Genomic DNA, 12593 nt, shown 5'->3' on the forward strand with positions numbered 1-12593 from the left:
CTCGGTGGTCATTGTTAGCGCTCCATGCTTGCCACTTGCTTGCGAATATAATAATAGATAAATACTCCAGTAATTCCATCAAAAGTTAATTTTGTGGATATAAAAAACAGCTGAAATAGTATATCATTTTGCCACAAACTTTGATATAATCACAGTTGACTAACCAGTCAGCCCCTTCTGGGCATTAGAAAGGATGAGCTGTGATGCTTACTGGAAATAAGAAAAAAATATCACTCATAATTACAGTGATGCTTGTATTCACTGGCATTATCGGCTATCGAATTTACGGGAACGTAGCGGCCAATAAAGTTCGTGCCGAAAACATGGCCAAGAATAAAGCTGTAGCTGTACAAGTCGTTCAGATTGGACGACGTGATATTAACCCTACTATGACTTTTTCGGCAAATCTTGATCCGATTTGGACTGCCGATATATCGGCTAAAGTAGATGGGCGAATAGACGTGTTAAATGTTAATGAAGGAGATATGGTGGAAGCTGGCGCGATCGTAGCAGTCTTAGATGTTAACGATTTACAAGCGCAAGTTATTCAGGCACAAGGCAATCTTATGGCAGCACAGTCGAACCTTGAACAGGCAGAACTTGATTATAGCCGGTATGCTTCATTAGCAGAACAGGGCGCAGTTTCAGCCCAAATGCTCGATAATGCTAGAACTAAACGTAATTCAAGCGCTGGTCAGGTGAAGGCTGCGCAAGGTGCATTGAATTTAATGCAGGAAAAACTTAATAATGCCAATGTTACTGTACCGAAATCCGGTGTGGTAACTAAGCGTTTTATGCAGACTGGTACGTTTGCGAGAACTGGTACTCCACTAGTAACTGTTGCTGATACAACAACACTATTAGCTAAAGCAACTGTTGGCGAATCCCAGGTAGCTAACTTATCTGTAGGGACAGATGTTGTGGTTGCGGTTGATGCGTTATCTGGACAGAAATTCAATGGTGTTGTGACTCGTATTTCGCCAATGGCAGCACTGCCAGCCCGTACTTTCACGGCTGAGATTACAATTCCGAATGATAAGGCAATTCTCAAGGCTGGCATGTTTGCTAAAGTTGAAATACCAACAAAGGTACATGCTGGTGTTTTAGCTATTCCAGAAAGCGCCCTTGTTATGAGAGATGACCAAAAGACTGTATTTGTAGTAGGGGCCGACAATGTAGTCCAGCAGCGTGTGCTAAAAGTAGGCGTTGTTGAAGCAGGCTGGGTTGAGATACTGGAAGGCGTTAATGAAGGAGAAAGTATCGCAGCCGCAGGTCATAACAAACTCAGAGACGGAGTTCAAATTACTCCATCGGGGGATGGTGGTCTGTAATGGGCGGAATCGCAACGTTTATTAAAAGACCAGTATTTACAGTAATGCTGGTAATGTTATTAGTTGTATTTGGAGTTGGAGCTTATCCTAAACTCGGTATAGATCTGTATCCTGATGTCGATTTTCCTCTTGTCAGCATATCAGTTTCCTTTCCGGGAGCTTCTCCAGAAGAAATGGAAAGCTTAATAACCAAGCCTGTAGAGGATGCGGTAAGTTCGTTATCAGGTATTAAGAATTTGACATCTGTCACCCGTGAAGGGGTTTCGCAGACTACAATTGAGTTTAATTTTGGAACCGATCCGAAGCTTGCGGCAAACGAAGTTCGCGAGAAGGTAGCGGGTGTGAGAAAAAGACTTCCTGACGGAATAGATGAGCCAGTAGTTCAGCGCTTTGATATTTCTGCACAGGCCATAGCTACCTTTAGTTTATCTTCAGATACCCGCAGTCCAGGGGAGATACGTAAACTGGCTGTCGATGTTGTAAAAGATGAATTGCAGCGTATTGACGGCGTAGCTGATGTAAGTATATATGGATCTTCTGATCGTGAGATTGGAATAGCCGTTGATGCTAATAAGTTAGCATCATACAAGATTTCGATGGGACAGATTTTAGAAGCTGTTAATAGCCAAAATCTTAATGCTCCTGGCGGTAAGGTTTCTGAGAATGGCACACAGTTAACTGTCCGTACTATTGGTAAATACCGCAGTGTAGACAACATTAAAAATGTCATTGTTGCCAACCAGGATGGAAGGCTTATCAGGCTCAGTGATGTTGCCACAGTTGTTGATGGTTGGGCTGAAGAATCTGTATTAGCACGCACAAATGGATCACAAAGTGTATTAATATCTGTGCAAAAACAGTCTGGAACAAACACCGTTAACGTAGCTGATAATGTAAAAAAAGCTATTAGCGACATGCAAGCTAAACTGCCACCTGACGTTAAAGTAGCTATCACAAATGACAGCTCGGTATATATTCGTGACAGTGTGCATGATGTATTGATGTCGCTGCTGTTTGGCGGTTTGCTAGCAGTAATTATTACCTTTCTGTTTTTACAGAATACAAGAGCGACAATTATTGGGGCGTTGGCAATTCCAGCGTCTGTAGTCGCAACGTTTTTCTTAATGAAAACGATGAATTTCACCCTAAATACTATGTCTCTCATGGGACTTAGTCTTGCGGTTGGTATTCTTATCGATGATGCTATCGTAGTAATCGAAAACATCTTTAGGCATATGGAGCAAGGTAAAACGCCATTTGAAGCAGCACGTGACGGCACATCGGAGATCTCTCTGGCTGTAATGGCGACAACGTTATCTATTTTGGCAGTTTTCGTACCTGTCGGAAGTATGACTGGCATAATTGGCCAATACTTTAAACAATTTGGTCTGACAGTTGCGTTTGCAGTTGCTTTTTCCCTTTTTGTTGCGTTGACCCTTACGCCTACCTTGTCGGCTTACTGGCTAAAACCTCATGATAAAAATGATGATGAGCCAACCGGAGTAAAGCGTAAGCTTAAACAAGTACTGGGAAAATTTGAAGCTGGTTTCCAGTCGCTTCAAGAAAGTTACCGCAAACTGCTGGTATGGGCATTAGATCATCCGAAAAAGCTTGTAGCTGCTGCTGTCTTATCCCTATTTGTCAACTTTTTATTTATGCCTTTTATCGGAACGGAATTTCAGCCAAGTTATGACTCAGGCGAATTTAGCGTTACGATGACTGCGCCGGCAGGAACATCGCTCGAAAAAATGAAAGAATTAATAGGGCCGATAGAGGAGACTGTGCTTGCCATACCTGAAAAGGAAATAGCTTATGCAACAGTAGGCTCAGGTGGTGCTAATAAAGCAACAATTGGTGTAAAGTTAACATCTAGCAGTAAGCGGTCTCGTTCGATGAACCAAATTATGGATGATTTGCGTCATGAATTTGGCAATGTTGGCAACTTAAAAGTGGTCGTTTCCTCGGGGCAGGGAGCTGGCCGAGGAAATTCCAGTCCAGTTCAAATTGCCTTTAGGGGCTCTGAGCTTGACCAACTCAATAAATTAGCTCAGGAATTAGCTGATAAAATTAAAAAGATACCTGGAACAGTTGATGTTGATATTTCAAGTGAACAATCTGCACCAGAAGTCCAGGTAGTTCTAGATACACTAAAAATGAGTGATGCAGGGTTAGATGCTTCTACAGTAGCTAGCACTGTACAGATGGCGTTTCTTGGAGGTACTACCCGCAACCAATATAACGCCGGTGACAAAGATTATAAGATTCGCGTTCAGCTCCAGGATCAAAGCCGCTCAAACGTAAACGACGTAGCTAATCTTTTAATAGCTTCTAAGTCAGGATCATTTATTCGACTTGGAGATGTCGCTAATGTTGAGTTATCTTCTGGTCCTACTCAGATAAACCGCGAAGCGCGTCAGCGCCAGGTAATTGTTTATTCTAATGTTGCCGGAGTGTCTGCTGGTGATATTATGAATAAAGCTGAAGTATTAGTAAAAGATATGAATTTACCAACAGGATATAGTTACCGTTTTGTTGGACAGGCTCAGACAATGCAAGATTCATTTATGGAGATTGCTAAAGCCTTAATGCTGGCGATAGTATTGATTTACATGGTGCTGGCCGCTCAGTTTGAAAGCTTTATTCATCCGTTTACTATCATGTTATCGCTGCCGTTCTCGTTGACAGGCGCAATTCTAGGTCTCTTAATTGCAGGGCAAACGATTAACATTATGTCTCTTATCGGTGTAATTATGCTGATGGGACTTGTAACGAAGAATGCCATCTTGCTTGTTGACTATGCAAATCAGCGGCGAGAAGAGGGCGCTGATATCATCGAAGCCTTAATTGAAGCTGGAACGGTAAGATTACGACCAATCTTAATGACAACAGCGGCAATGATATTTGGTATGCTGCCAATTGCATTAGGAGTTGGTGCCGGAGCAGAGCTTCGTCAATCTATGGGGGTTGTACTTGTAGGCGGATTAATTACCTCAACATTATTAACTTTGGTTGTAGTTCCGCTTGTTTATCTATTGATTGACAGATTAAAGCAAAAAATCAATAATCGGAAAGCCTCCCACTCAGCGTAAAAAGAGTTGCCGCAATGCGGCAACTCTTTTTTGCATTTTTCAGTTTTATAAGAAGCGATAACTACTTTTCAATAGCCTGCTTTATAAGCTGCAAGCCTTTAAGTATATTTTCTTGTGATGTTGCATAGGAAAACCGTAGGTATTCGTTGGGGTCATTTTTATTTCTAGCACCAAAGGACGTACCTGGGAGAACTGCAACTCCAGCTTGATGCAATAAGTATTGCTGCAGCTCTTTGGCAGTTCCAAAGCCAAGATTTTTGCAGGCTTCAGTAACGTTAGGATAAGCATAAAAAGCTCCGCTTGGCATTTTACAGCAAATACCGCGAATGTCATTTAAACCCGCAACAATTAAATTTCGTCTAAATTTAAACTCAGCAACCATTTCAAGAACTGAATCTTGCGGACCTTGTAAGGCTTCGATTCCCGCATGCTGAATAAAAGTATTGGTGCAAGACTCGCAATTAGTTTCCAGGCGTGTCATATGCTCGGCCAAAGTTTCGTTCATAACTCCATAGCCTAGACGCCAGCCAGTCATAGCATATGTTTTGGAAAAACCGTCTAATATAATAGTGCGATCCTTCATGCCTGGCAATGAACTAATGCTCAAAAATTCGCCGTCATAAATAATACGGCTGTAAATTTCGTCTGAAAGAACCCAAAGGTTATTAGTGATAGCAATACGGGCAATTTCTTCAAGATTTTGTTTTGTAAGCATTCCGCCAGTAGGGTTTTGCGGACTGTTGAGTATTATAAGCTTAGTCTTCGGAGTGATAAGTTTTTCTAACTGCTCGGTATCAAAATTAAAGTTCTTTTCTTCAATTAAAGGGGCGGGAATGGGGACTCCTCCTACGAAATTAATGACTGACTCGTAAATAGGGAAGCCCGGATTTGGATAGATTACCTCATCGCCAGGATCAACAAGCGCATGAATAGTGTAATATATAACTGGCTTGCCGCCTGGCATAACAACAACTTCATTCGCTTTAACAGGTATACGGCGGGTTTGTGATATATAATCGGCTATTGCCTCTCTTAAGGGAAGAATGCCATTTGACGGACCGTAATGGGTATGGTTGCTGTTAATAGCGTTGATGCAAGCTTGCTTAATATTGGCTGGTGTTTCAAAATCCGGCTCGCCGATTGCAAAGCTGATAACATCTCTGCCGGCAGATTTAAGTTTATTAACTTCAGCTAATACTTCGAAAGCATTTTCCATACCCAGCTTGCCTAAACGATGTGCAGTTTTCAATTCGATTCGCTCCCTTGCCTATTGTTGCCAATTTTCTAAAAATATTGTAACATATAATGCCAATTTTACTAAAGAAATCAATTATGCTAAAATATTAACAAAGGAGGCGGTTTGATGCCAAAAAAGCAGAATAAGATAGTCGCTTATATAAAAAAGTATTTATTGCTCTTCATAGGGGCAATTATCACATCTATTGGCTTAGAAATATTTTTAGTTCCTAATAATATCATAGATGGTGGTATTATTGGTATTTCTATTATGCTAAGCCATATTACGCAGCTACCGCTTAGCTTTTTTATCGTAGTCCTCAATATACCATTTCTATATCTGGGGTATATGCAAATAGGAAAGACATTTACTATTTCGACTCTGTTTTCGGTACTATCATTAGCTTATTGGGTAGCGTTTTTTCTTCCGATACCAAGTGTAACTCAGGATTTATTTTTGGCAGCAGTGTTTGGCGGTATTACGATCGGGGTCGGCGTCGGTATCATTATACGGTATGGAGGATCCTTAGACGGCACTGAAATAGTTGCGATTATTTTTGACAAACGAACCAGTTTTTCAGTCGGTGAAATCATAATGTTTATGAACTTGTTTATTTTGGGATCAGCAGGCTTAGTGTTCGGATGGGATAAGGCGATGTATTCATTAGTAGCATATTATATTGCCTTTAAAGTGATTGATATTGTTATTGAAGGTCTCGATGAATCTAAGGCTGTCCTAATTGTTAGTGATAATCCGGATGAAATAGCTGATGCACTAATGGCGCGGCTAGGACGCGGAGTGACAGTTTTGCATGGAGAAGGTGGATACACTGGCGAGCCTAAGAAAGTATTGTATTCGGTTGTTACTCGTCTAGAAGTAGCTAAACTAAAACTCATTGTTCAGGAAAAAGACGAAAATGCTTTTGTTACAATTAACGAAGTACATGATGTAATGGGTGGCCGTGTTAAGAAAAAGGCGATTCATTAGTTCAGATATAAAAGTAAAGAGAACAGATTGCCGAACGACAATCTGTTCTCTTTTATTTATGTTGATAAATTTTAAACGATTTTTGTTGTCCAGTCTTCTACATTCCAGATATCAGTAACCCAGTCTTCGTAAAAGTCGGGTTCATGGGAAACAAGTAGAATCGTTCCTTTAAATTCGATTAGCGCTCTTTTTAGTTCTGCTTTTGCTTCGACATCTAAGTGGTTCGTCGGCTCATCCATTACTAGCCAGTTTATGTCTTTAAGCATTAGCTTACAAAGGCGAACTTTTGCGTTTTCTCCGCCGCTTAGTACCATCATCTTGCTAGTAATATGTTCATTAGTTAATCCACAGCGAGCCAAAGCTGCACGAACTTCAAAGTTAGTCATGCCAGGGTACTCATTCCAAACTTCTTCGATTGCAGTATTGTGGTTATCGCGGTTAGATTCTTGCTCAAAATATCCAGGGAATAAATAATCACCCAACTCAACATTCCCGGAAACTGCCTGGATTTTTCCCATTAGAGTTTTTAACAAGGTTGTTTTTCCTAAACCGTTAACACCGCGAATAGCAACTTTCTGCCCTCTTTCCAGCAGTATATCGACTGGTCTTGTAAGTGGTTCATTATAACCAATAACAAGATTCGCGGCTTCTACTATCCTTCTGCTAGGCGTGCGAGCTTCATTAAATTTAAAGCTTGGCTTAGGCTTCTCGCGTGGTTTTTCTAGGATTTCCATTTTATCAAGTTGTTTCTGGCGACTGTTAGCCATACCTCTTGTAGCAACACGCGCCTTATTGCGGGCAACGAAATCCTCTAAACGATCAATTTCTTGCTGCTGGCGTTCAAACGCGCGCTGTTCTTGGCTTTTCTTTATGGCATGCAGCTGTTGAAACTGTTCATAGTTTCCGGTATAACGAGTTAAAACAGTATTTTCGACATGATAAATAACATTTACAACCTCATTAAGAAACGGAATATCGTGAGAAACTAGAATAAAGCTGTTCTCGTAATTTTTAAGATAATTCTTCAGCCATTCAATATGTTCAACATCTAGGTAGTTTGTTGGCTCATCTAATATTAGTATTGTTGGGTTTTGGAGAAGCAGCTTAGTTAATAGAACCTTTGTACGCTGACCGCCGCTTAAATCGGCGACATCTTTTTCAAGGCCGATTGCTCCAAGGCCGAGACCGTTAGCGATTTCATTTATTTTAGCATCAATAGTATAGAAGCTATTGTGTTCTAAAACATCTTGTATTTCGCCGACTTCTTCCATCATCTTATCAAGTTCAGTTGGTGAAGCTTCACCCATTTTATCGTAAATGGCGAGCATTTCTGCTTCTAACTCAAACATACCATTAAAGGCTTCGCGCAATGCTTCGCGAATTGTTTTTCCTTTAGTTAGAACAGAATGCTGGTCAAGATAACCCACCGTTACCCTGTTGGACCATTCAACTTTTCCTTGGTCTGGTGTAAGCTGTCCGGTAATAATATTTAAAAAGGTTGATTTACCCTCACCGTTGGCACCGATTAAGCCGACATGTTCGCCTTTAAGTAGGCGAAATGATGCGCTGTCTAGGATGGCTCGAGCACCAAAGCCATGTGATACATTTTCTACGGTTAATACACTCATTCTTGTCACCTGCAGTATAAATAGTTTCTATTGTAGTCTAGCGGATATCGGTCTCTAAATCAATTAATTTGATAAAAATTAAGTCTGGATATCAATGGAATGGTTTTGCTCAACGGACAAAACCTGGAATCGTCCTTGACATAGTTGTATCTAGCAAAGTACAATGAAGCCAAAATATAAACTTTGAGTGTCAACGCAGACATACTAAGTCATAACTGACGAAGTATGTCTTTTTGCTTAATGCTCATATATGGGGCGGAGTTATGAATATTGAAGATCTTATTACACAAAGGCGAATAACTACTTATTTTCAGCCTATAGTATCTGCAAGAACAAAAGCCACTATAGGTCTAGAAGCCCTTTCTCGTGCTATTTGCCCTGAATCCGGTCAGGTAATTCCGTTTCCTAATATAATGGAAAAAGCAGTTGAAGATGGTCTTACTGTAGAACTAGATAGATTATGTAGGGAGAGAGCGGTAGAAAACTTCAGTGCAATTAAAGATAAGCATGATGATTTATTACTCTTTTTGAATTTGCATACGTCTATTATCGATAAAGGGGTAGTCGGATCAGGGCATTTAATTAATTTAGTTAGACAGCTTAATATAAGGCCTGAGAATGTGGTTATCGAAATTCTTGAAGCTAATGTAAAGGATACAGATGCTTTAAGAAGATTTGCTCAAACCCATCGTGAATACGGCTTTTTACTAGCGGTTGATGATATGGGGATTGGTAGTTCAAATCTTGATAGAACGATGCAGTTAAAACCAGACATTATAAAAGTAGATAGAGCTCTAATAAAAAACATTGATCAGGATAATTATAAGCAGGAAATATTTAAATCTTTAATTGGACTTTCCCGGAAAGTCGGTGCCCTGGTTGTTGCGGAGGGAATAGAATCTGAGGATGAAGCATTAGTTAGTTTGGAATTAGGTGCCGACCTGCTGCAAGGCTATTATTTTCTTAGACCTCAAATTATAAACAGCGATACTATAAAATCATGTGCAATCAAAATTGAATCAATTGCGAATAAATATAAAAACGCCCGTATTAAAACGATAAGGCATGAACAGGAAACCCTAAAATTCTATAATCAGATAATGAATACTGTTATTGTAGAGCTAAGCAGAGTATCACAGGCTGCCTTTGAGACTAAGCTCAAGAAATATGTTAATTTGTTTCCTTCATTAGAATATCTTTATATTCTTGATATGGCTGGAAAGCAAGTAACAGATAGTATTTGCTGTAGTGAGAAATGCTTTCGGAATGAACGTAAAATATATCGTGCCGGCAAGTTTGGAGCAGATCAATCACTTAAAGATTATTATCTGTACATTAAAGCAGGGGTTGAAAAATATGTTTCGCGCCCTTATATGTCGCTTGCCAGTGGGAATTTGTGCATAACATCGTCTGCATCATTTCATGACAGGCATGGTCATGGGTATATTTTGTGTGCTGATTTCAATCCATAAGCGGAGTTTATTGATGGTATACTTATGTTTACGCACAAAAAACACAAGATAACAAAAAGCAAATAAACTATTGCGCTGAATCGCAATAGGTGATATTATATACTCATAATATAGTTTAGAAGCTGTGAAGAGGAAAAGTAGGTATAGGATTTTTGTTACAGAGAGCCAGGGGTGTTGAGAGCCTGGTACTGAAACTATGCTGAAGTTCGCCTCGGAGCTGCCCACTGAAGTCACTTTTGATGGTAGGTGGAGCCGGGATACCTTCGCCGTTACCAGAAGGAGAGTATCGGCATCAGCCCGTACTTTTTGAGATATCTACTTTGCGTAGATAATTAAGGTGGTACCGCGAGATATAAACCTCGTCCTTTATTGGATGGGGTTTTTTTATTTTTCAAAATACTAATTGCTAAAGGAGGGGATGCTAAATGTCTTCCGAGTCCCCAAAATGTGATCGTATTATCGGATATCTAGGTCCTCAGGGAACACATAGCGAAGAAATAGCGCTAGGGTTATATAAAGGGGAATGGGGCAAGTTTACACCATATAATACTATCCATGGTGCAATTAGGGCAGTAGAGGCAGGAGAAGTAACTGAAAGTGTTGTGCCGATAGAAAACTCCCTTGAAGGGTCTGTAAACGTTACTCTTGACACTCTCGCCCACGAAGTAAGCCTTTGCATCACTAAAGAAATTATTTGGTCAGTACGTCACAATCTATTAATAAAGAAAGATACCCAGCAAATTAAAACAATTATTTCTCATAGTCAGGCATTGGCGCAATGCCGTAATTACATCAAGAGCTTTTACCCGGCAGCAGAATTAAAGGCAGTTGAGAGTACCGCAGAGGCTGCATATTTAGTTGCGAGCGGCATGGCAAACTGTGCGGCTATTGGGAGTGAAAGAGCTGGAAAACTATATGGATTAGATTCAAAAGCTACCGATATACAGGATAATGATAAAAACTGCACTAGATTTGTTGTATTGAGTAAAGAACCCATAGTATCTAAAGGCGAAAGGTATAAAACATCTATTGTATGCCAAATTAAAGGGGAAAATCCAGGAAGTTTATGCGAGTTGTTGCAAGAGTTTGCTTTGCGATCAGTAAATCTAACAAGAATAGAATCTCGGCCAGCTAAAACAGGTCTAGGGGAGTACATCTTTTTTCTGGATATCGAAGGGACAATACAAGATGAGAAAGTTAGGGCGGCAGTGACTTCGGTACAATCAAAAAGTCGATGGTTTAAAAATTTAGGCTCATTTAGCATTTATGCTATACAAAATTTATAAAACAAGGGGGCATATAAGATGGTAATAGTAATGAATCCAACAGCGACAGCTGAACAAATTAAAAGGGTAATTGGACGTGTGCATAATGTAGGGCTGAGAACACATATTGTCGAGGGAGAGTTCCGGACGATTATTGGAATTATTGGGGATAAGAAAACAATTATGTCTTTAGCTGTTGAGGCGCTAGAAGGTGTTGAAAAGGCTGTACCTATATCATCCAGCTACAAGTTGGTTAGTAGAGATTTCCACCCTCAGTCTAGTGTGGTAGATGTAGATGGTGTCAAAATAGGCGGGGGGGCCTTAGTAGTAATGGGCGGTCCATGTGCTGTCGAGAGCAGAGAGCAGTTATTAGAAGCAGCGGAGATTGTAAAAGCAGGGGGAGCGCAGTTTCTTAGAGGTGGAGCCTATAAGCCGCGTACATCTCCTTATGCGTTCCAAGGATTAGAGGAAGAAGGACTTGTTTATTTAGCAGAAGCTAAAGCTGCTACAGGACTTAAGATAGTAACAGAAGTAACTGATGCAAATGCAGTTGACTTAGTTGCAAACTATGCTGACATGTTGCAAATCGGGGCCAGGAACATGCAGAATTTTCATCTTCTTAGAGCTGTTGGCAGGTCCTCGAAACCAGTGCTATTAAAGCGCGGTTTATCTGCTACTATTGAAGAATGGCTGCATGCTGCTGAGTATATAGTCAATGAGGGAAACTATAACGTTGTGCTCTGTGAAAGGGGAATTCGAACTTACGAAGAGTACACACGCAATACACTTGATTTGAGCGCGGTTGGTGCTCTTAAACATTTGAGTCATTTGCCTGTAATTGTTGATCCAAGCCATGGAACGGGAAAGTGGCATCTAGTTAGGCCGATGTCCATGGCCGCAGTTGCCGCAGGTGCAGATGGTCTGATGATCGAAGTCCATCCGAATCCAGCTGAAGCGTTATCAGATGGACCGCAATCACTTAATCCAAAGAATTATATGTCATTAATGAATGATGTATATAAATTGTCGGAGTTCCTGAAAACTCAATCTGAATAATTAAAGTCGCCTTTTAACAAGTTAAAAGGCGACTTTCTTTTGCTGTCATTAAAATAAATTTTAATATCATAAATTCAACGAATATTCAAAGTTTAATCTGTGCATAATACTCGAGGTAACCAAATTTAGCTATTGACTTAATTGGCGAACTATACTACAATATAAAAAGTCGCCGATAAGCGGTGGCACAAAGTACCAAAAAGAATATGTTGACATGATAAATTAGTTATGTTAATATAGATAAGCTGTCAGATGGCAGCGAGTCAAATAAGGTTGAACGCAAGTGAAACCAAAGTGTTCCTTGAAAACTAAACAATGTAAGAAGAATTAATGCCAGATGTGCGGTGCTCATTGAGCACAAAACGTTAATCGTGCAAACGAATTAACAAAAAGCAATTTCGAATTATAAAGAGCCATCAAGGTTCTTCATAAATAAATTTTATGGAGAGTTTGATCCTGGCTCAGGACGAACGCTGGCGGCGTGCCTAACACATGCAAGTCGAACGGAGAATCAGCAATGATTCTTAG

8 protein-coding genes, 1 rRNA gene and 1 other annotated feature are annotated in these 12593 nt (G+C 40.2%); of the genes, 7 read left to right on the forward strand and 2 right to left on the reverse strand.

Translation table 11 applies throughout. The features are described 5' to 3' along the window. Positions 1 to 203 precede the first annotated feature (203 nt). Both V6C17_RS02810 and V6C17_RS02815 read left to right on the forward strand, forming a co-directional pair. Entirely contained in the window at positions 204 to 1331 is a 1128-nt protein-coding gene (locus V6C17_RS02810; protein ID WP_333521026.1) for an efflux RND transporter periplasmic adaptor subunit, read from the forward strand. Beyond that, positions 1331 to 4420: an efflux RND transporter permease subunit gene (locus tag V6C17_RS02815; RefSeq protein ID WP_333521027.1), complete on the forward strand. Its 3090-nt coding sequence runs from the start codon at positions 1331 to 1333 to the stop codon at positions 4418 to 4420. Before V6C17_RS02810 ends, V6C17_RS02815 begins: the two co-directional genes overlap by 1 nt. Before the next feature lie 61 nt (positions 4421 to 4481). Here the strand turns inward: V6C17_RS02815 and V6C17_RS02820 are convergent, their stop codons facing one another. Beyond that, positions 4482 to 5669 carry a pyridoxal phosphate-dependent aminotransferase gene (locus tag V6C17_RS02820; protein ID WP_333521028.1) on the reverse strand — a complete coding sequence of 396 codons (1188 nt, stop codon included), beginning with the start codon at positions 5667 to 5669 and terminating at the stop codon, positions 4482 to 4484. 114 nt (positions 5670 to 5783) lie between these two features. On the opposite strand from V6C17_RS02820, the gene V6C17_RS02825 reads away from it, so the two are divergent. Further along, positions 5784 to 6644 carry a YitT family protein gene (locus V6C17_RS02825; RefSeq protein ID WP_333521029.1) on the forward strand — a complete coding sequence of 287 codons (861 nt, stop codon included), beginning with the start codon at positions 5784 to 5786 and terminating at the stop codon, positions 6642 to 6644. 71 nt (positions 6645 to 6715) lie between these two features. On the opposite strand, the gene V6C17_RS02830 is transcribed toward V6C17_RS02825, so the two are convergent. Then, positions 6716 to 8272 carry an ABC-F family ATP-binding cassette domain-containing protein gene (locus V6C17_RS02830; protein ID WP_333521030.1) on the reverse strand — a complete coding sequence of 519 codons (1557 nt, stop codon included), beginning with the start codon at positions 8270 to 8272 and terminating at the stop codon, positions 6716 to 6718. A 263-nt stretch (positions 8273 to 8535) separates the two neighbouring features. On the opposite strand from V6C17_RS02830, the gene V6C17_RS02835 reads away from it, so the two are divergent. From V6C17_RS02835 to V6C17_RS02850, 4 genes are all read left to right on the forward strand, one after another. Further along, positions 8536 to 9744 (forward strand): EAL domain-containing protein, encoded by a 1209-nt coding sequence (locus tag V6C17_RS02835; RefSeq protein ID WP_333521031.1) that lies wholly within the window; start codon positions 8536 to 8538, stop codon positions 9742 to 9744. A gap of 115 nt (positions 9745 to 9859) precedes the next feature. Then, positions 9860 to 10114, forward strand: a binding site (T-box leader). A 55-nt stretch (positions 10115 to 10169) separates the two neighbouring features. Continuing rightward, entirely contained in the window at positions 10170 to 11030 is an 861-nt protein-coding gene (gene pheA, locus V6C17_RS02840) for a prephenate dehydratase (RefSeq protein ID WP_333521032.1), read from the forward strand. 18 nt (positions 11031 to 11048) lie between these two features. Further along, the gene (gene aroF, locus V6C17_RS02845; protein WP_333521033.1) at positions 11049 to 12065 is read left to right on the forward strand and encodes a 3-deoxy-7-phosphoheptulonate synthase; all 1017 of its coding nucleotides are present in this window, start codon (positions 11049 to 11051) and stop codon (positions 12063 to 12065) included. A 438-nt stretch (positions 12066 to 12503) separates the two neighbouring features. Beyond that, positions 12504 to 12593, forward strand: a 16S ribosomal RNA gene (locus tag V6C17_RS02850); the annotation flags it as partial.

Source organism: Dendrosporobacter sp. 1207_IL3150 (assembly GCF_036763085.1).
Lineage (GTDB): Bacteria > Bacillota > Negativicutes > DSM-1736 > Dendrosporobacteraceae > JBAIYU01.

Excerpts from the sequence above, each read along its gene's own strand:
- V6C17_RS02810 (WP_333521026.1), top strand. The coding sequence starts at position 204 with ATGCTTACTGGAAATAAGAAAAAAATATCACTCATAATTACAGTGATG.
- V6C17_RS02815 (WP_333521027.1), top strand. The coding sequence starts at position 1,331 with ATGGGCGGAATCGCAACGTTTATTAAAAGACCAGTATTTACAGTAATG.
- V6C17_RS02825 (WP_333521029.1), top strand. The coding sequence starts at position 5,784 with ATGCCAAAAAAGCAGAATAAGATAGTCGCTTATATAAAAAAGTATTTA.
- V6C17_RS02830 (WP_333521030.1), bottom strand. The coding sequence starts at position 8,272 with ATGAGTGTATTAACCGTAGAAAATGTATCACATGGCTTTGGTGCTCGA.
- V6C17_RS02835 (WP_333521031.1), top strand. The coding sequence starts at position 8,536 with ATGAATATTGAAGATCTTATTACACAAAGGCGAATAACTACTTATTTT.
- pheA (WP_333521032.1), top strand. The coding sequence starts at position 10,170 with ATGTCTTCCGAGTCCCCAAAATGTGATCGTATTATCGGATATCTAGGT.
- aroF (WP_333521033.1), top strand. The coding sequence starts at position 11,049 with ATGGTAATAGTAATGAATCCAACAGCGACAGCTGAACAAATTAAAAGG.